We start from the raw sequence: 22,650 nt of genomic DNA, 5'->3' as shown, positions 1-22,650 counted from the left end.
CAAGTCTGAAATCTCCGAACATCGCAACATGCCCGGAGATTTCAAGAAAGTTTTAGTGATTTGAGCTACTGCACCGTAATCATTCCTGCTGTCAGTTTCTTCTCCAGTTCTGCGGCACTCGTCTCGAATGGAAGAGCGATATGCACTTGCATGTTGCAACCGACATGTCTGACGTAGAAATAGATCCCATAATGATCAGCCGCTTCTGCAAAAGAAGGTCCCCCATCAGGTATGACGTTATCTTCTGGTTCCGCTTGTATAGCTCCAAAATAATTGAGCAGAATCCCCTTGCCTCTGCCTTGATCTTCCATATCAGTGAACCGGATCTGGTGAGCGGAAGTCGTTTGATTCAATGCTTGAATTTGCTGCAAGAGTTGCTCCGCTGGGGAATGGGTATCCAGCACCAATGGAATATAGTCCGTAAAATTACCGACAAGATGATAATAGGTATGCTCCCCATATCGTCTTCCACTGCTGACCAATTGTACAGGCAAATGCTGTAGTTCAAGATATTCCCGTCCAAAAACCGCTAGCAAACCGAGCACCTTCAGCCAGCCTTCCTCCGGGTTTCCTTCTGCAAGTTCCCATTTCAACGTGATCGATGTACTCTTCTGGGCCGAGAACTCCGCGAGCTTGTTACTCATGCCTAGAAGAAGCTGACGATACGTTCCCAGTTCGAAGCGACGCTCCAGTTCCATAAAGCTGATTCCGATCGGCCCCTCCTCGATCCGTCGAAGGTAATCACGATATCGGACAGGATGTTTTTCCCCGTGCAACGTGGATGTCGCCCCTGTTAATACCTCAGCAATTAAACTGCAACTTAACCCGTCGGATAAAGCATGATGAGAAGAGTACACAAAAACTTTGGCTCCGGTTCTGCTGTTCTCAATGACTACCATTCGGTACAACAAACGGTCTGGTCCATCCTCTTCAAATCTGTCATAGTACAATTCCGAAACCAATTGTTCCATTACTGCTTCGGAGCAGGTTGACTCAAGTTTGACGTGTGGTACTTTATATCCGGCAGGATGCTCCCGCAAGCTCCAACTTTTGGCCTTAGTGCCATTGTACAAACACCTCATCATTTCCTGCTCCTGCACCAATCCATGAATGGCTTGATGGATATCCTCATATGTCTTGTCGGCATGGAAATGCAGAACAACACCAACGTTTTCTGCGCGTCCGAGATGTGTGGACTGGGAAGCGGTAAGAGGCAATATGGCCAATTCCACCTCTGCGGCCAATTGTCTTCTGTACACCTCTTGTTGATCTGCAATGGTTGCACGGGCAGCCATCAGTTGCTTCTGTTCCGTATCACCCAAAACCTGTTGCAATTGCTTCTGTTGTGAACCGAATGTCTTCGCTCGACCTGATATTCGTTCTGGTAAACCTTCCGATTGAAGCTGCTGATCATCTTCAGATGTAGTTTGAAGTAACCGTTTCCCTAGAGCAACAGGAGATTGATGAACTAACAAGTCTCTCACATCCAGAGCCAACCCCTGCTCTTTCAACAAAAAGCTGGCTTTCATTGCCGAGATAGAATCGCCACCCAGTTCGTGAAACAAGTCATCAGTTCCGATTCCATGAACATTCAAGACTTGTTCAAACACACGAACGATCGTTGCCTCCAGTTCATTCTCCGGCATACGGGATAGCTCCCCCGCCTCTTGCAACAGTTCCAAACGTTGAAGTACACCATGATCTACCTTGCCATTTGACGTCACAGGGAGCCCGTCCAACTTCACCAAGAATGATGGAAGCATATAATGAGGAAGAACAGTCGTAAGCTCGATCTTCAGTTCGCGCGATGCTGGTGCATGGTCACCCGTGTAATAGGCTACTAGTGAATTTTCATTTTCCCACATTCTAGGCAATACAACGGCTTCACGAACACCTGTTATTTGTAGCAGTCGTGCCTCAATCTCACTTGGTTCAACACGGTATCCTCTAATCTTAAGCTGATTGTCCATTCTACCTTGGTATATCATCCTGCCATCTGGTAGCAGTTTGGCTAGATCTCCCGTGCGATACATCCGTTCAAACCCTGGCAGGTCTGAGGAGATGAACTGTCTCGCAGTTATTTCCGGCAGATTCAAATAACTCCGGGCAAGTCCAGTACCTGCGATGCATAGTTCTCCAGAAACCCCGACAGGCAGTGGGTTCAGTTCTGCATCTACAACGCACAGTCTGCTATGAGGGATGGAGTATCCAATAGGCACAGATAACATATCGGCCTCTTGTTGATATTCCCATATCGCTGCACATACAGATGCTTCGGTTGGTCCATAAGCATTCACACAGCGCATATGCTGGCTCCATGTCGACAGCATGGCCGATGACGGCTCTGAACCAGCTGTGATCATGAGGCGAAGACCAGGTAAATGCTCAGGATGCAAACGTGCCATGTAAGGAGGCGGAAGCGTCATAACTGTAACATTCGCCTTTTCCACGTACCGTTCAAAGTAAACCGGATCAGCAATGGTCTCTGCTGATACTAAACACAGTGTTCCTCCGGTAGTAAATGCCATGGTAAACTCCCATATTGAAGCATCAAAAGAGCAAGAAGCAAATTGAAGAATGCGATCTTCGGACTGTATTCCGAGCGTAGAGATAAAGAGTGTCGAAAGATTAGCTAGTCCTGCATGTTCTAGCGCCACACCTTTAGGTCTGCCTGTAGTCCCTGAAGTATAGATAATATAAGCCAGATTGTTTCTTTGTGGTCTGTGCAATGCGTTGTTTGTGTTCACATCGGTAAATTGCATATCATGAGGCAGATAAACAGGCATATGATATGCGGTATGCTGTGTATCTGCCTGATCCGTAATCATTAGCACTGCTCCGCTGTCCTGAAGCATGTATGATGTGCGATCCGCCGGAAATTCCGGATCGATTGGCAGATATACCGCTCCTGCCTTAAGTACCGCCAGAAACGCAATGACAAGTTCAAAGGAACGCTCCATTCTGACCGCTATGACATCTTCCAGGCCCACGTCCTTTGAGCGCAACCAGTTAGCCCATAGTTCTGACTGTGTGTCCAGCTGTTCGTACGTCATATGTGAATCCCCAAACAACAAAGCTTCCTTGTAGGGAGATCGTTTGGCATGCAAGGCAAACTGCTCCAGTAGAGTCAGGTCAGGTGCATCATATCGATTCTTATTGTTAAGCCCCTTCCATTGTTCATGCAAAAGAGCTTGGGGTAGCAGCGTCATCTGCGATACCAGTATCTGAGGATGTTCTATAACGGTCTGCATAATATGCATAAAATAGTCCACATAACGCAGTACGCTGTCCCTCTGGAAAAGACGGGTGCAGTACTCCAAATCGAAATACAACACACCATCCCCGCCCTCAAACCCGGCTAAAGTAAGATCAAATTTGGACACCGTTTGCTCGAAGCCAACATGTGAGAAATGCAGTCCTCTAAAATCAAAACGATTCTCAGCCATATTTTGAAGGACAAACATCGTGTCGAACATCGGATTACGGCTGGGATCTGGCGTGTATCCCAAGTTCCGTGCCAAATCCTGATATTGTATCGCCTGATGCTCAAACGCACCAAGCGCCGTATGTTTTACCTGAGTCAGGAGCTCCGTGAAACGTAATTGCGGTGACACCTCGGCGCGGATGGGAACCACATTTACAAACATGCCCATCGTGTGTTCCAGATCAGCCTGTGTTCTGCCAGAGACTGGCGAACCAACGACCAGTTCCTTCTGTCCGGACAGCTTGGAGAGCATGATCTGGTAGATTGTCAAGAGCAACATGAATAACGTAACGCCATTTGCGGCAGCGAGCCTCTTCAGAGACGACGTGCGAGCCGCATCAACGGTGAAGTTAATTCTGCTACCCTCCAAACCTTTAAGCTTCGGCCTAGGGTGATCATACGGCAGACTCAACACGGGAACTCCGTTTTTGAACTGATCTGTCCAATACTGCCCCTGAGCCTGAAATGCACGATCCTCTTTCTGTTTATGCTGCCATACCGAGAAATCCTTGTAGTGAAGTTTAATCTCAGGTAATGAATCTCCATTGTAGATGCTCGCCAGTTCTGAGATGAATATGCCAATGGAGGCTCCGTCAGCTACGATATGATGAAGATCAATCAGAAGCAGATGTTTTCTCGGCCCCATCTTCGTTATTCCTGCTCGAAATAACGGCAGTCTTGCCAGATCAAATGGACGGATAAATTGTCTTATCGTTTCTTCAAGATCAGTTGAAGCCTGCTCAGAATACTCCAGTGAGACGACGTTCTCATCGTGTACTTCCTGAACAGGATCACCATTGATTGCATAAAAAGTCGTTCGAAGAATTTCGTGTCTCTTCGTCAGTTCCTCAAGCGCATACCGAAGTCGCTGATCGTCGAAATCCCCTTCGATAACAAGAGCCTCCGGCATGTTATAAGCGGTTGAATGCGGATCATTACAGAACATTCTGTACATCTGCTCTTGCGTAAAAGATAAAGGATAATGCACCCCCTGATTTGCAGGCGAAATGGCCGGACAAGTACTGATTTCTTTTAAAGTAATCACTTCCGCTAACGCCTTGACGGTCTGCTTTTCGAAAATATGATCTACACTGATCTCCACACGGAATTCTTTCTGAATTCTGGACATCAGCATCGTCGCTTTAAGGGAGTGTCCTCCTGCAGTAAAAAAATTCTCATCTGCGGATACCCTCTTCAATCCAAGAACATCAGCAAATATCTCACATAACTTCTGTTCCGTTTCATTTTCCGGCTCTCGGAATTCAACATCCAGGTTGATACAATCCATGGAAGAGATCACCTTCTTGTCCAACTTTCCGTTTTCCGACAGCGGAAGCTGATGAAGTCGATAATAGCGCGCCGGAAGCATATAGAAAGGCAACTCTCTTGCCATGTAATCTCGTAATTCCACAGCCTTGATGTCGTCGGTTTGAAGATAAGCAATCAATCGCACGGGAATGCCTTCTTCTTCCTCACATACAACCGCTGCCGCTTGAACACCTGGGTAGCTCTGAAGACACTGTTCAATCTCGGGAAGCTCAATCCGATATCCTCTTAACTTCACCTGAGCATCCTTGCGCCCGAGACAACAGATCTCCCCCTCTTCCGTCCATTTGGCCAGATCTCCAGTCCGATATAGTCGCTCACCCGCAATAAACGGATTGGGTACAAAAGCTTGATCAGTAAGCTCAGGCTGGTTAAGATAACCGCGAGCCAGACCCGGACCCGACAAACAAAGTTCCCCAACGATTCCCGGCGAAACAGGCTCGTTCCAATGATCGAGAATATATGCACGCATGTTCGATATCGGACGACCAATCGTCACCTTCTCTCCCTGTTCCACATCTCTTTTACAGAGAGCGACGATACTGGATTCAGTAGGACCATACTCGTTGTATATCTTCACATCCGGAAGCCGTTCTCTGCTTTCCTGAATCAGTGCAGGAGAGACACTCTCCCCTGCAAGCGTAATAAGGTGCACACACAGTTTGTCTTCTGGTTTAATCTGTTGCAAAAGCAGGCGGTACAACGAAGGCACACATATAAAATGAGTGATCTGATATACGATAAGCAATTGCTTCAGGCGTAGTGGATCTTTAACCTGAATTTCAGTAGCCATAAAGAGACTTGCTCCCGATACAAGCGGGGTCAAGAATCCCGTCATGAAGCCATCAAATGAATAGGAAAAGAGCTGGATCGTGTTGTCCTCTACTCCCAATGCGTACTCTTCTTTTCTCCATGCGATTGAATTGACCAGTCCGCCATGAGATACGACTACTCCTTTTGGATTCCCGGTTGTTCCCGAAGTATATATAATATAAGCGGGCAGTTCAGCCGTGATGGGAGCAAGGATCTCACCATCATTACTTGCTGCATCCAGGTCTTCACACGAAAGTAATCGTTCCACGTCTTGGAACAAAGAAAGACTAACATAAAGGGCCTGTGTGAGCAGACGATTTACCCCGGCATCTTTCAGTATGAATCGAACTCGCTCTGCGGGCGTCTGCACATCTATTGGCAAAATACACGCCCCCGCCCTCCACACGGCTAAGATTGCAATGGCCGTCTCCAGGCTTCGGTCAAGGTAAAGTCCTACGATATCCCCTTGCTTTGTTCCGTCTTTAATCAATGCAGTAGCCCAGTGGTTTACTTTTTCCTCCAGCTCTGCATAACGTATCGAAGCATCCGATGTCACGATGGCTGTAGCCTCTGGTGTCTGCTGGACTTGCTCCGCAAACAAACCCATTACACTGGAACCATAGGTCCGGCGCGGCCCTGTTGCATATTCGTTCAACAATCGGTCGCGTTCTAGTCCAGCAAGCACACCACTGGCCTCCACCGGACGATCCGGGTTCTCTATTAATTGTTCAATGATAACCCCGTACTGTTTCGCAAAACGCTCCAAATCAGCGGTGTTAAAGAAGCGGGTATTGCCGGCTAACACACCGCACAGCTTGTCCTGACTCCAATACATATGAAGCCGCATGCCCAGCGTCTCACTCTCTACATCTGTTACGTTGTACATCCCCTGAATGGAAAAACGAATATGTTGAAGAAAGGCGTAATCCCGGTCATGGACAACCTTCATATCGTCTACAAGGCGGTCCATCGAATAATCACTGTGTTTGACTGTCTCGATATATGTCGATTTAAGTTCATTTAGCCATTCCCGGAAAGTACAGCCTTTCGGGGAATGGTCGATGAGTGGAATCCAGTTTGGCTCCGGCGAACGTTCGCTTGTGTCTTGTATTCTGTTCACCGGGTAAGCAACGGTAAGCGAATCACTGCTGGTATGCTTGTGAAGAAGAGTCTTTAAAGCTGTCAGTAAAATCAAAAACAGAGCTTCTTTGGATTCCCCGCTCATGGTGCGCAACCGTTCGCTTACATTCTGTGCCAACTCAAACGGGTAGGATTGAACAGCGGACTTCTCATGCTGAGGTGTAAAGGATGACGTGAACAACGTTTCCTCCGTTTTGAGTGCCAGCATTTTTTTTACCCAGTGCTTCTTTTGCAATCTTAGTTCCTGTGCGGAAACAGCCTCTTTTTGCGACGTTCGATCCATGTCACTTCATCCCCCTGGTTGTCTAGAAATGGAATTTAATTAGACTTTCTCCTTCATCTGAACTCGTTACAATTTCATCCGGGAAAAGATCTTTCAACAACACGTTCGGATTTTCACTGATTTGACTGAGAACAATGAGCAGACAGTTCATCCAATCTTCCAGCTCTTCTACTCTATGTGCGGCATTGTTATATACAAATCGAATGAGGAAGTTCTCATGCGGCTCAATGATCAGGTTAAAATCATAGCTTGTATACTCATGTAAATCGTAATCTACCATCTCCAGTCCGGAAGGAAGCTGCAGTTCCAGCGGATAATTTTCAAAAACAAGGATATGATCCAGAACTGCCCCGCCGCCAGACTTTTGGATCGAAGATAGTGGAATATGGGAATAGGGTTCTTTCTCCATCTGTTCCCACTGAAGTTGTGATGCGAGTTCCAAAAAGGTACCCGATGCTGACTTTACCCGAACAGGAATCGTATTAATGAATAGCCCCATCATGTTCTCGATATCTTGCACCTCGACACTCCTGCCCGATACAACTGCGCCAAAGATCATATCTTCAGTTTCGTTGAGATTCTGCAATACCGTCGCCCAAGCAGCCTGAAACAAAATATTTAGCGTCAAACCGTATTCGGCGGATAATTGCTTAAGTGCTTCCTGGAGCGTTTCTGGCAAGTTACGGGTAAGTTCCTCCCGTACATACTCACCACTTGATCCATGTAACCGTGGTAGCACATTTTTACTTCGGTATTCCGTTAAATACGTCGCCCAGTACGATTCAGCCACAGAAGGATCTCGCCCTTCAAGCCACCCGATGTATTCCCCATAGTGCGGCGCTGAGACAAGTGATCGTACATCAGGCAGATCGGCATATAGATCGAAGATGCTACTAAGAAGAAGGCCCACACTCCACCCATCAAGCAAAATATGATGAAAGCTCCAAACCAGACTATACGCGTTATCGTCTGATCGAATAAGTGTTACTCTCAGAGGGACCTCACCAAATAGATTAAAGCGCCGTTCACGATTTTGTTGAAGATATTGTTGAAACTTCTCGGGCTCACATCCGCCATGTTCCGCCGTCCAATCCATAAACTCAAAGGGAAGATTCCATGACTTCGCCACTGCCTGAAGCGGCCGTTCGAGCCCACGCAAGGCAAAAAATGTACGAAGAATGTCATGTTGATTAACCACCTGCTGAAAGCAGTCTCTAAGCCGTTCTGGGTCAAGGTCACCTTGCAAATGAATGACACATTGCTCTTCGTAAGCCGTGGAATCCGGAAACCGAAGGTAATGGAACAACATACTTTCCTGCATAGGTGACAGCGGATAAGCTTTGAGCATTGGAAAAGGCGCTACCTGCTCAAGGACCTCCCTTTCTGCAGAAGGTACCAGCTGAAATCCATCGTGTTCCTCTTCTGTAACTATCTCTCCCTCACCGGCATACATCATGTCTTGCAAACCATTAAGGAAACCTTGCAACATTCTCTGGATGGTTTCTGCTTGGAACTGATGTTTATTGTAATCAAACTCCACCAGCATCCGCCCGTCCGATAAGAGCACATTGCAAGTGATTGCAAATGGGCGGTCTGCATCTGGACTCTCTGTTCCGTGCATCGGAAGCTGCGAAAGCCGAAACAGATTTTGATAACGACGGTCATCCATTTCACCAAGGTAGTTGAAGCAAATCTGTGGCTCAATCTCAAATCCATGGAATGATCTGGTCACTGCTTCGGGCAGCATGTACTTCATTACGTTATATCCAGCACCCCTGTGAGGGATAAGCTGCAACTCACGATGAAGCTGTGCAACATAAAGGTGTGGCATTTGGGCTACTGAAGTATCCAAATAAATCGGGTAATGCGATGTAAACCAGCCGACTGTTCGTGAATAATCTAAGGCTTCACCGAAACTTTCCCGGCCGTGTCCCTCCATGTTGACCCATAGACCATCTCGAACACCCATTGCCTCCATTGCAGTACCTAAGGCAGCAAGCAACAAAGACGCGGTATCCGCCTCGTATCGCTCGGTCGCCGATTGTACGAGGGTTGTAGTGACTTTTTGTGTAAAATAAAGACTTGCCACTTCACTATCTCGAACCTGACCCTTCGTGTGTATCCCGTCCCCAATGAGTGACGAAACTGGTCGCGCCATTTCATTCTTCCAATATTGCGCTTCATGTTTCCATTCACCAGTAGCAGCATACGTATGCATTCTCTGTGCGTAATCCTTATAAGAATCGGATATAGAAGGCAGAACTGGCTGGATATTCTGTTCGAGAGCAATGTAGATATCATAAAAATCATCCAGTAAAATGCGCCAGGAAATGGCGTCGATGACTAAATGGTGAATCGTAAAGATTAGTTCGTCCCGATCTGACCCCTGAATGAGGCCCGCCTGTACTAATGGCCCATGCTCCAGATCCATTGCCCGGTGCATTTCTTCCATCATTCGTTCCTTGACAGCCTTGAATTGCTCGCTATTCGTCTCCTCTATTGACTCGGCTACTTGGAATGCAAAAGCCTGCCGGTCTGAATGTTGACAAGATTGCTGAATGTGGTTGCCATTTCGCTTAAATGTCATTCGCAGGGCGGCATGATGAACCGTGAGTAATCGGAGTGATTCTCTGACAAATAGTTCGCTAAACCTCGTAACACTAATCAGCGTCACGCTGTTATTCCAATAATTCATTTCGGTAAAATTTTGCTTGAAAAACCAGTGTTGAATAGGCGACAGAGGTACATCACCCTCTACAGGCCCTGAAATTTTACGGGGGGATGTCTCTTCCAACGCTATAAGCATTGGGGCGATGTTGCTCACCGTTTTCAAACGTAAAATTTCAGCCGATTCAAGCCGGTATCCACACTTTTTCATGCGAGCCGCAATCTGTATCGCCTTGATCGAATCCCCGCCAAGTCGCATAAAGTGATCATCTCTGCTGGCATCAGGCGCTCTGAGTATTTCACGCCATGCCTGCAACAACTCCGCCTCACCATGGATTTCAACCAGGGATGGATGCTCGAACGGAGTCGGTTCTGCCAACGTAACAGGCAGTTTCTTGATATCCACCTTTCCATTGGCAGAAAGCGGGAGTCGATCCAAACGAATATATTCGGACGGCAACATATATGGAGGCAGATACGTCGAGAGGTACCTTTCCAGCTCCGCAATCTCCAACTTTTCTGTCGAGACATAGAAAGCGCACAAACGCTTTCCGTTACTTTCCGTCTCTTTGACAATCACTGCCGCTTCTCGAATAGATGAATATGCGAGAAGCAAATTGCGAATCTCTCCCATTTCAATGCGGTGACCCCGAATTTTAACTTGTTCATCGATTCTGCCTAGATACTCCATTCCACCTGCTGGCAACCAACGCACCAGATCTCCGGTACGGTAAACTTTGCCCGGTTCATGGAATCTGTCCGATACAAACTTCTCCTCGGTCAGCTCAGGCTGGTTCACATATCCTCTGGCTACGGCAACACCGGCAATGCACAGTTCTCCGGGAAGATGTTTCGCCTGCAAATTCCCTTGTTCATCGGAAACATATAACCGCATATTGTCAATCGGCCAGCCAATAGGCACCTCGCTATATGGTTCAGCAGGGTCGTATTGATGGATCATACAGCCAACGACCGTCTCAGTAGGGCCATACTCGTTGTAAATTTCAACATGCGGACCGAACATAGAGATAATATCCGCTGCCGCAGAGCTCTCAAATGCTTCACCACCTACAATAAAACGCTTCAAGCTTGATCCTTTTGTGTTATACAGAGACAGGAGTTTTAGATGGGAAGGCGTTAATTTAATGAGATCCGCTTCACCATCTTCACAAATCCGTTCAAGCGCAAACTCCACATCTTCCGAATAAATAATAATTTGGTTCCCTGACAATAGGGGTGTAAACATCGATGTTACCGTCAAGTCAAATGAAATGGATGAATACAACGAAAAACAAATCTTTTCCCCTCGTACATAGGTCTGATCTGCCCAACGAATGTAGTTGGTCAAACCTCGATGTTCTACCATAACGCCCTTGGGCTTGCCCGTAGAACCTGATGTATAGATGATGTAGGCCAGGTCGTCAGGCCCGGCAATCTGTTCGAGGTTCACTGGTGTTAAAGGTACGTTTCCGTGCACTTCCTCCGTCAATATTACTGAACCCGAAAAATTGCACAATTCCTCATAGGCTGCATCAGCAATGACCCACTGTGCCTTACAGTCGTCTAATATATAACGGATACGTTCTTTCGGGTACGATGGATCGATCGGCACATAACAGGCACCTGCTTTCCATATACCGAAGATGGCTGCCAGCAGATCGGGAGATCGCCTCATAACCAGGCCAACGGCCATCTCCCTCAGCACTCCCTGCTCCTTCAACACCTGAGCAAATTGATTGGCTCTCATGTTAAGCTCAAGGTAGGTGAATTGCACGCCTGCACAAGATACTGCTATTGCATCTGGTGTACGTTGAACTTGTTCTTCAAATAAAACGAATATCGGCTGATCAAGGAGCCGCTGGTTATCCGTTTCATTAAATTCATGGAGCAACTGCTTGGTTTCCGAAGCATGGAGCATGCTGATTTCCGAGATAGAAACGTCGGGTTGATGGGACACAGCTTCCAAAATGGCAATCAAGTGTCCAGCCATTGCTTCTATAGCTTCAGGGTGAAATACTGCCGTACAATATTCAAGATCGAGATGCAGTTCATTTTGTTTCTCTACAACTTCCAGTGTCAGGTCAAACTTGGCCATTCTGTTTTTGTACTCGGAAGCCGTGAACTTGACACCACCACTTATTTGCGGATCGATAGAAAGAGCCTGATGTTGGTAAACATAGACCGCATCAAACAAAGGATTCCGACCCGAATCCCGCTCCTCGTTCTCGATAGCAATCCATTTTTCCAGCGGATATTCCTGATGCTCCAATGCATGCAACGCATTTACCTGCACTTCATGGACCAGCTTGGAGAACCACTGGTTGCTGGCGAGATCGCTTCGCAACGGAATGGTGTTGACGAACATACCGGGAGTTCGTTCGATATCCGAATACAACCGTCCCGATGCCGTTGTGCCGACCATGATGTGCTCCTGAACAGAATATTTAGACAACATCACCTTATATGCAGCTAGAAAATAGCTGTATAACGTGACTTTCTCAGCCGCGGCATATGCCTTGATACGTGCCAGGATTTCGTCAGGTAGCTTGAACCCGTATCTTTCTCCTTCATAACTGCGTATAGAAGGTCGCTGATGATGAATTCCCCAATCCAGCCGCGGTATTCCGTCCTTGAACTGCTGAGCCCAGTATTTCTTGCTTTCCCTCATATCTCCTGCGCCGAAGCGGCCCAACTGCCATTGGGTGAAGTCCTTCATGTGCAACGTGACTGTCGGCAAACTTTGACCGTCATACAACTGGATTAACTCTTCCAGCAGCAGATTCGCTGAAAATCCATCTGCGATCAGATGGTGCATATCCATCAGCAAATACTGCCGTCCAGATTCCTTTTGCTCAGTCCAGTACTCCATCCGCATCAGCGGTGCTTGTTCGAGGTCAAACGGCCGAATCGTGCGAAGGATCATCTCCTCCGTCGTATCACTGCCCAGCAAATGCATGGGAATTTCCATGAATGACTCACTGACCACACGCTGTACCGGCTCGTCTTCATCCAGATCAAAAATGGTTCGCAAACATTCATGCCTTTTCACCAGCAAGTTGACCGCCACTTTCAAGCGCTGTAGGTCAAGCGAGCCCTCCACAGTGATCAGTCCGGTGACGTTGTAGGCCGTACCTGCTCTACCCAGTTTCTCTACAGCAAAGATCGAACGCTGAGAAGCGGACTGTGGGTAGCAATCGGCTGAACGCGCCTTCGGAATCCGAAGGGATTCAGCCGTGGAAACATCGTCCAACACCTGTGCTAACTCGGCGATCGTTGGATGGCGGAACAACAGACTTAGCGGAACGTTGATCCCTAACTCTTCCTGAAGTCGAACCGTAATGACTGTCGCTGCAAGTGAATTACCACCCACTTCCAGGAAATGATCATGAATGCTGGCTTTTTCCAGCTTCATCATTTCAAGCCATATCCGATGAATCCTGATCTGCATTTCCGTAACCGGAGGGGTATACCCTGCAGCTCTATCGTTTACGTTTTTCCGAGCTTGCTCGGCAGTGAGATCATTTCTGTACGGATTAAGGGAAGCAGCAAGCTTCTCGGATGAAACAAACGATGGTGTCGATAACAAAGTATGTATTTTACTACACCGAAACTTTGGTTCTGCCTCTCCTTCCTTCCATACTTTGGACTCAAGCGTATCCAGTAATAAGGTGTATGTTTCAAGCCAGCCTTCGGCCTCTTCCCGTCCACATACTCCATCCCCCACATCTAATTCCAGCACCAATTCTTGATCCACCTCAAGAACATTCATGCTGATCGGGTATTTGAAGGACGATGGCGGAAACGACTCAAGCTGTACTCTCAGGTCTTCGAAGTGAAATTCAGGCGTTTTGTCAAAATTAAAAATGGTGTTGATGACTGGAGGATAAACAGACTCTCCTTCCGTGACTAGCGCTGTAACGATATCTACGTAAGAGCAACGTTGGTGCTCCAGTAGCTCAAGCATTTCGCCCCTTACTTGTGTCGCGTATTCGGATAGTTCTACCTTAGCTGGCAAATGGCTTGAAAAGGGCAGTAAGTTGACACATTGACCCACCAATTGTGGCAGCCCCATCTGGAGCTGACCAGCCACGGGAATACCAACCGTGATCTGCTGGAGACCTGAAATTCGAGATAACAGCATGTTGTATGCCGCAAGCATAAGCATAAATAAGGAGACACCCTTTTTTTTGCCAAATGCCCTCAACTCTGCCGTGAATTCAGTATTTAAGTTCCTGTACAGACGCATTCCCGGATAGAGTGAGACAGACTCCGAAGCGAGTCTAGCAGATACAACCAACTCCGGCTTCGGAGCGGAGAGTCGTTTAGTCCAAAACGCCCTAGCATGTTGCTTCTCCTCCAGCGGCAGATTATGTTGCCACTGTGCAAATGCAGAAAACAATACAGGGTCAGGAGACTGCAACCGATTTTGCATCGTGTAATATCCGGCAATCTCTTTCAATATGTGAACAATGGACCAGCCATCTGCTACTAAATGATGCACTTGCATGATGAGTCTATACTGATGCTGTCCATGATGTAACAGACAAAAGCGGATCAAAGGACTGTTGGACAGATCAAATCCATGGGTCCATTTTTGTTGAATGGATCTGGGCAAACCCTTTGACTCTTCTATATCTTCCGCTTCTTCAAACATAATTTTCGAAGCTACATTCTCAAACAGCTCCGTGTAATACAACCCTTCATCGTTAGAAAAATGGGTTCGCAACATCCCGTGTCTTTGGACCACATAACGAACGGCTTCCCGTAACCTTTCGCTATCCACTGCTCCTTCCAAACGAAGTACAACAGATTCCACGTAAGCATCGCTCATATGGTCATTGGCCAGAGATGCAAACCAGAGTTGCGTCTGTTCCGATGTAAGCGGATGGGGCTCGGCTTGTCTCCCCACTTCTACGGTCAATGCTTTACCGGCTTGCTTTCTCCCGCCTCCCGGCGAGGTCGGTGAACTCGGAGGCAGGAATCCGGCACTTCGCAATTCCTCTACGCTTGATTGCACGGCATCTACAATACGATCGATATCCGCTTCCGAATGAGCTGTGGATAAAAAGCAGTTTCGGCCTTCCCAAATATAAATTCCTTTCTCGATTAACAAGTAGTACAGAAGCTCCAGATCAGACTTTTGCACAAAACGGAACAAGGAACCAAAATGCACAATCTCAAGCGGCACCAGTTCTTCTGCAAAATAATGATTCAATCTGTCTGCCAAAGCCGCCGTTTTCCTGTTCAATTGCTCCTGAAGGGCCGGACCTTCCTCCTGCAACCGCTGCAGGACTGCCAGAGCAGCATTCATAGCCAACGGATGCTGGCAGAACGTTCCGGCTACAAATGTTCTCCGTTCTTCATGCGGAGGGAACGAGGAATCCCCAAAAGACCACATCCCTCCGTCTATGCCGTCCAAATATCGTTCTTTTCCAGCGACGATGCCAATCGGCAAACCTCCACCGACCACCTTGCCATAGACCACCATATCGGCTTCAATGCCGAACCATGCCTGTGCACCTCCAGGATGAATCCGAAATCCAGTGATGACTTCATCAAAAATCAAAGCGATGCCCTCTGTGGCGGTCAACGAACGCAGCTTTTTGAGAAAAGCGGTTGGCTGAATGTCTGGCCTACGGCTTTGTACCGGTTCTACAAGTATTGCTGCCAGCTCTCCAGCACGCTGTTCGATGATCCGCAGTGATTCGGGATGATCGTAATTCAGGACAATCAGATCATCCACCATACCTTGCAAAATCCCTGGAGCGATTGGTGTGCTACTGCCTCCAAGTCCTGCACTCATAGCCAAAACACCATCGAAAGTACCGTGATAAGAACCTGAAAAGATCACTATTTTTCTTCGGTTTGTAGCCGCTCGAGCCAAACGCATGGCAACCATGATCGCTTCTGTCCCGGAATTAAAAAACGCAGCACGTTCTACGCCAGTCAATTGATGCAAAGCAGACGCAACCTGACCAGCCGCTGCATTGATCGGGCCAACACACATTCCTTTTTGCATAGCCTCTTGCATTGCTTCGTTAATAAAAGACACCTGATGGCCGAACAGGTTCACACCGAAGCCCATCGTCAAGTCAATATAGCGATTCCCATCGATATCCGTAATGCCAGATCCTTCGGCCTGATCAACAACGATCTGATAGACGATATCCTTCCAGTAGGGGCGATAACCTGCCACATTGCGATTATTGGCCACCACTTTACGGAATGCTTGTGTATGAAGCTGTGATCGAACTGTTTTGGCAGTATATCTGGAGATAAATTCGTCTATAAAATGCTCTTGCACAGGGCTCAATCCTGTCTTCGAATGCGTTTCAAGCTTCTGGAACGGGACGTAGGGCCGATTGGTCTGTACACGTTCTTTTGTAAGATTAGAGGGCACGCTCTGGCTATCCGTCGAATTGTCGAAATAGTCTTTTTCCACCGATTTATTCGCCTGTACCGCTGTCGCCGCCGACAAACGAATTGCAGAAGCTTCCGATCCTGCAGAACCTGCCTGTAGCATGGAAAGTTGGAGAGTCATCAAGTCCAGTTGCTTCTGTACAATGCCCTCCAGACCTGAACCTGCTACGGATAGATTACTCGATTCGCGCTCTTCCTCTGATGACGCTGCATACGGATGTACATATACATTTTGCAAAAGTACGGCATCCTGAGGCACTCCCTTATCCTCTGTTTGCCCGTTTAGAATCGGAGACTCTGGCAATTGCTGAGATTGACTGGCAATATATTTCCCTACTTCAGCGACGGTAGACATTTCTTCGAAAAACAGATGCATCGGAATATCTACGCCAAATTCATTTTTGATTGCATGTTTGACATTGACCAGCAAAATAGAATCCATGCCAAGCTCCATGAAGTTTCGATTTATCCCGATGTTTTCTGGGGAGTACCCTGAAATATTCGATATCATTTCCTGTACCGCGCTTGTGAAAAAATGAATATTTGCGCTCTGGACAACCCGATGTTCCATCGTTGAATTCTCCTTTTTATCCTCCGGTTTGTGGGGTACTCCCCCACTGCTCTCTTCCACCATCACAGGAACAATCCAGTGGCGATGTCGATCGAATGCGTATGTCGGAACTGAAACTACACGCTTGTTGCTTCCAGCATGGAGACCTTTCCAATCGATGGGTTGACCACAAACATACTGGGTAGCGATCTGATTCAAGACATGAACATTTACCAGACTTGGCTTGGCAACGTTCAAGTTCAGGTCGGAGGAAGTTGAAGAGCCATCCTGTTCAGGTCCACCGAACCAGATTCCCTCCGCCAATTCACCGTATTGCCCGGTGAAAGTCTCGTACTGCAAAAATGCCAGCTTGTCCCGTAACTCTTGATGGTGATGTGCTATTACTGCAAGTTTGTACTCATACACGCCTCTACCAATATTCGAGGTATAACAAATGTCTGTAAAAGATTGTGGGTCAGATGTAAGAAGAAAAAGACGATATTTATCAATCAGAGACCGCAAAGAGGTTAGCGTTCTGGCAGATAAAGTAAACAAGGAAGGTCCGTTCTCTGTATTCGGCGAAAGAACAACCTTTCTTTCGCTTGCCTCTTCCAGCACAACGTGACAATTGGTGCCACTCATACCGAAAGAGCTTACTCCGCATCGGCGTACATCCGTACCTCTCTTCCAATCCGATAAGTGAGCGTTGACATATGCAGGAGAATTCGCAAATTCGATTTGCGGGTTGGGCTTTTCAAAATAGAGCGAAGGCGGAAGCTGTTCATGATGAAGCGCCAACGCTGATTTAATAAAACTAACAATGCCAGCGGCATGATACAAATGTCCGATATTGGGCTTAAGTGAGCCGATCGCACAGAACTGGACTTTATCGGTATACAGACGGAACGCATTATGGATAGCACGAACCTCAATCGGGTCGCCTATAGGTGTTCCCGTACCATGCGTTTCGATATAGGATAATGAAGCTGGGTGAATACCCGCACGCTCCCAAGCACGAATAAGAAGCTGTTCTTGAGCCGCCCGGTTAGGTGATGTAATGCCTATGGATTTACCATCCTGATTGGAGACACTTGCTTTAATTACGGCGTATACAAGATCATTGTCCGCAATGGCCCTGGACAAAGGTTTAAGCAGAATAGCGCCCATGCCCTCTCCTCTTACCGTCCCGTCAGCTTCTTCATCGAACGCCCTGACTTTAGACGAAGGGGATTCAATGCCGATCTGAGGCTGTTCGGCTTGTGGATCTAGAATTAATTGAATGCCTCCAGCAATAGCCATGTCACACTCTCTCGAGAGCAGTGCCTGACAAGCTAGATGAACAGCCATTAACGATGAAGAGCAGGCCGTATCAATGACCAAACTTGGACCTTTAAGATCAAGCAAATAACTGATTCTGCTCGCTATAGCAGAGGACATGTTTCCTACTGCAGCTGCCGACAACAGATCTGTATTGTAAGAAGAGATCATTTGTTTATATTCATTTTCATGTCCTGATCCGACATAAACACCAGTCCGACTTCCTTTTATGCGATCCCCGCCATAGCCTGCATCCTCAATCGCACTCCATGCAATTTCAAGAAACAACCTTTGATACGGGTCCATTAACGTTGCCTCTTTAGGCGGGATACGAAAGAAAAAATCATCAAACGTGTCAATCTCGGTCAAATAACCACGTCGTGGTGCCTTTATTCCCCCCTCTGACATTCTGACCTTTGGAGCTTCACGAATCCAATCTTCACCGCGACACAGATTGCTCCAGAATTGATCCAGTGAATCCGCACCAGGGACTTTGAGCGACATGCCGATCACCGCAATATCCTTACCTGACTGCTCCTCAATAACTGCAGCTGGAATATGATCTTCCTTCGTACGGCGAGGCAACAAACTTTTTTTCATCGACTCTCCCCTTCTCACTTACTGTGATACCGAAATGTTGGTAACCCTATCAACACTCAGTAGAGACTCAATGGAGTCCGCGACTGTCTGGAACAACTCTTTCATAAGAACCCCGTTCATTCTGGAAGGGTTGTAGCGAAAAAAGAGCTCTGATGTATCTTTTAAGTCCTCCCACTCCATGATCATGTCAAATACGTTATGAAGGGCATCTTCTGTATGCAACCACCCTTTTTGTGCGAACAGGCAGCGGACATACCCAGGTTCAATGCGAGTCACATGTCTTTCAATATCTCTCGTGTGGTATACTTCTGCTTCGCCCACTTTTTTCTTCGCACCAGCCAGGACGAGCAAATCTTCTATACTTTCAACTTGTGCAAAATCCACGTGAAAAGGCACAATCCAGCCTTTGCCGTCCATCATGGTATGCACAGTCACTTTAGATCCGGTCGATATTTCATAAATAGCGTTCGAAAAAAGGGCGAGCCATACCGCTTCGTCTGCAACTTGCAACTCGTGACAAAATGTTTGGAATCGATCTCGTTGCGACGAGGACATTACCATACGGTACTGATTCTCTGCTCCGCTCCACTCCGCTTCGAAGTACGGCGCTTCCAACTGGACTGCTTGGAGCTGTATCTCCTTTTTTGACAATCCATCTGAACTGGAAATCAGCTGTGCGAGCTGTTCCACAGAAGGATAGGCAAAAATATCAGTTAGTGTGATGACATCTGGATATAAAAGGTCTACTTCCTCAAGCATCTGAATAACGAGAATCGAAGTCCCACCTATCTCGAAAAAGCTGTCATGGACTCCGAAATATTTCTTGCCAAGCAGCTTGCTCCATATTTCAAACAGCGCTTGTTGCGTCGCATCTTTAGGTCTATGCACCAGCGCTTTCTGTTCCCGCATTTCCTGCCACTTGCTTAGTTCGTCTTCGACTTTCTGAAATGCTCCTTCTTTATATTTTTCAATATATTTATAACGCTGTAACTTGCCGCTGGTCGTTTGATGTATCTTGGAAATCGGTAGAATAACACTTAGATGAATACCCATCACATGGTTTACATGTCTGCGAATCTGATCCGCGTGACGTCCGAACTCTTCCAGCTTGTCTCTGTACAAGACAAACAATACAACCTCTTCCGTGCCTGTAGCTTCGTTATATACTCCACAAGCAATCATTCGTTTGATCTTCAGATCCGTACATTCCTCTGCAATGCGTTCAATATCATAGGGATAATAGTTGGAGCCGTTAATGATGATGATGTCCTTGGTTCTCCCCGTAAACACCAGATGGTTATGGATTAGAAAGCCCAGATCACCTGTATGAGCCCATTCGTCCGGCGTAAAAAGTTTGTTGGTCGCTTCTTCATTGTTATAGTATCCGTCTGTAATATTCGCACCCTTAATCTGAATATATCCGATATATCCCTTGGGGAGCGTACGACCAGAATCATCACAAATTCTCACCTGACTATTTCGTAAGGGGGTTCCCGTTCCAGAGAGTGCCAGCCCTGCTTCATCCTCACTTGATAGAAAAACAGCCTGGTCCCCGACACTGAGAGTATCTCTACGGACATAATACGTTGTGAACGCTTCGTTCTGCTCCTGAATACATACCGCCACACAAGCTTCAGCCATGCCATATCCCATTTTCATCGATTTCCCGTCAAGTCCGAAAACGGCCATCTCATCTAAAAATTGTCGACATGCGTCCACATCGATAGGTTCTGCACCGTTCACGATCGCTTTAATTGGAGTTAAATTCCAATCAAAAGAGCGCTGGTTCGCAGCTTTGTGATACGCGTTTAAGAAATACTTGATTCCGAAATTAGGCGAAGCGAGCATTGTTGCCTTGAAGTGGCTGGCGGTTTGCAACCAGAGAACAGGCCGTCTTATAAAAAGCCATGTTGGCATCTGATACTGATTCAACCCGGCCACCAGCGGGAGCAAATGGAACATAATCATGCCGAGGTCGTGAGTCAGTGGCATCCAATTGAGAAAAGCATCTTCTGAGGTGGCTCCCAAACGTTCTTCCAGATCATAAATGTTCGCGAGAAGTTTGCGATGTGTCAGTTTCACACCTTTCGGTTCTCCCGTTGTACCCGAAGAAAACTGAATAAAGGCAACATCGTCAGGGTGGGCAGAAATAGGTTGCTCTTGATGTTCCAGGTTCTGGTTTATCAGATCCTGGATATTCAGTAGATCACAATTTCGATCTGGAATGCGGGACAGATGCTCACGAAGTTCTTCCACATGCCGCGATTCCGCTACAATAAAGGGACGGTTCAGAACACCGGTTACACGTAACGTTTTGGCCATCGATTCTTCATTTTTACTCACCGTCAATGGAACAGGGATGAACCCACCCAGCAGGCATGCCCAGAAAATAACGAGGAATTCACGGGTGTTATCCAACTGCAAAATCACTTCAGATCCTTCACTTACTCCGTTCTTCCTTAGAAGATGCAGGGCAGACATTGAGGACCGATAAAGCTCCGCAAAGCTGCAAAATTCGCTCTGGGATTCTCCTTCAATAAAGGTGATCCCTCGCTCTTCCAGAACAGTGTGATGATTCAGGGCCTCATTGAGTGTGCTAAACATGCCGAACCACTCCTTCTTCAGCTATATGACTGAGAATATCTCCCCGTTGTAAAGCAGGAGTCATCTTACAATCCAAAATGTGATGTAACGCTTCGAGTGCTTTAGCATTACCGCCTGCAACATCGCCTGCCCTAGCAAGCTGCTCCAGTTCCCGAAACGGCCCCGCGACCTCTTCCAGATAATCCGAAGTTTCCCCGTGAATATTGTAGTTTTTGGCGCAAAGTGCCGCCTTTAAATAACGGGCATAGGAGACTGCTCCCGTCCCCTTAGGCATCCTCTCCTTTATCAGCTTCTGCAGATTCTCCTTTGTGTCTATAGACTGGATCATACATGCATCAAGCTTCTCTCTTCGCAGCATATTACTTAACACGCTGCCTGGCCCAACCTCAATCAGGTTGTAAACCTGCCTCTCCATTAGGAATTGCACACATCCTTGCCAGCGGACTCTTTCTACCATTTGTTCCGACAGAAAAGAGGGGATGCAAGTCACAGAAGGATAAGGAAGTGCTGTAACATTGGAAAGCACGGAATAGCGCATGGAATGAAAAGGGATACGACCAAGTTCATCATATAATTGCATGGCCGTATTTTTCATGAATGGGCTGTGGAAGGCACCGCCCACTTGGAGCGATGTAACATGACCTCCTAAGTCAATAAAGCGTTCTTTTATCTTTGTAAGCGCATTCACTTGACCAGAAACGACAGTTTGGCGACTGGAATTCAGATTGGAAATGACCACCAAGCCTCGATATTCAGGCTCAAGGCATTCCTTCTCAATGACTTGAGGGGTAAGCCCATGGATAGCCATCATGGAGCCTGCTTTATTCTTCTGGGCATCTCGCATCAACATGCCTCTAAAACGGACAAGGCGAATGGCATCTGCAAAATGTAATGCTCCCGAAGCAGTAAGCGCCGTAATTTCTCCAAGACTGTGCCCTGCCAAATAGACTGGCTCACGTTCCATTCTCTCCATTAACACACGAAAGGCAGCGATGCCAACCGTCAAAATACACGGCTGTGCGTAATCGGTCCGGGTTAACTCTGCCAGACTCCCTTGAAAACAAAGGTTCGATACGCTGTATCCCAAGATCTCCGAGGCCTCTTCAAACGTTCTTTTGGCTACTATGGAACTGGAAAACAGCTCCTGTCCCATACCTATATATTGCGATCCCTGACCTGGAAACAGCAGTGCCGTGTGCATAACATCCCCCTCAGAACCAGATATTCGACAATATTCGATATTCAATTTACGTTGTTACATGATTTAATCGTCTAATCATAATTGAAATTTAAGGATTATAATACAATTTCTTTACATTTGAACACATTATATCAACACTGCCTTAAACAGATCAATTTATTTTTTTTACCCATTGCAAAATGAACTGCATGTCATTTATATTATAATAAATCGTGATTCATTTTTAAGAAAAGGAGGAATTGATC

General features: G+C 46.9%; 4 protein-coding genes. All 4 read right to left on the bottom strand.

What is annotated here, in order from left to right; all coding sequences use genetic code 11:
• Window positions 1–65 precede the first annotated feature (65 nt).
• The 4 genes from BLQ13_RS13170 to fabD are packed head-to-tail and all read right to left on the bottom strand — an operon-like array spanning window position 66 to window position 22,405.
• Window positions 66–7,046, bottom strand: coding sequence for a non-ribosomal peptide synthetase (locus BLQ13_RS13170; RefSeq protein ID WP_090920350.1), 6,981 nt, complete (start codon window positions 7,044–7,046; stop codon window positions 66–68).
• Window positions 7,047–7,068: 22 nt separating this feature from the next.
• The gene (locus BLQ13_RS13165) at window positions 7,069–18,600 is read right to left on the bottom strand and encodes a non-ribosomal peptide synthetase (protein WP_090920345.1); all 11,532 of its coding nucleotides are present in this window, start codon (window positions 18,598–18,600) and stop codon (window positions 7,069–7,071) included.
• An 18-nt stretch (window positions 18,601–18,618) separates the two neighbouring features.
• A complete protein-coding gene (locus BLQ13_RS13160) occupies window positions 18,619–21,204 on the bottom strand; it encodes an AMP-binding protein (RefSeq protein WP_090920342.1) in 2,586 nt (861 codons plus the stop codon).
• Window positions 21,197–22,405, bottom strand: coding sequence for an ACP S-malonyltransferase (gene fabD / locus BLQ13_RS13155; RefSeq protein ID WP_090920339.1), 1,209 nt, complete (start codon window positions 22,403–22,405; stop codon window positions 21,197–21,199). Before fabD ends, BLQ13_RS13160 begins: the two co-directional genes overlap by 8 nt.
• Window positions 22,406–22,650 lie beyond the last annotated feature (245 nt).

Origin of the sequence: Paenibacillus polysaccharolyticus, from assembly GCF_900102085.1 — a bacterium.
Taxonomy (GTDB): domain Bacteria; phylum Bacillota; class Bacilli; order Paenibacillales; family Paenibacillaceae; genus Paenibacillus; species Paenibacillus polysaccharolyticus.
Note: the sequence above shows the minus strand (reverse complement) of the source record. Positions and strands in the feature narration are given on the sequence as shown.

Coding starts and splice junctions, on each gene's coding strand:
- BLQ13_RS13170 (WP_090920350.1), bottom strand. CDS start 7,046: ATGGATCGAACGTCGCAAAAAGAGGCTGTTTCCGCACAGGAACTAAGA.
- BLQ13_RS13165 (WP_090920345.1), bottom strand. CDS start 18,600: ATGAAAAAAAGTTTGTTGCCTCGCCGTACGAAGGAAGATCATATTCCA.
- BLQ13_RS13160 (WP_090920342.1), bottom strand. CDS start 21,204: ATGTTTAGCACACTCAATGAGGCCCTGAATCATCACACTGTTCTGGAA.
- fabD (WP_090920339.1), bottom strand. CDS start 22,405: ATGCACACGGCACTGCTGTTTCCAGGTCAGGGATCGCAATATATAGGT.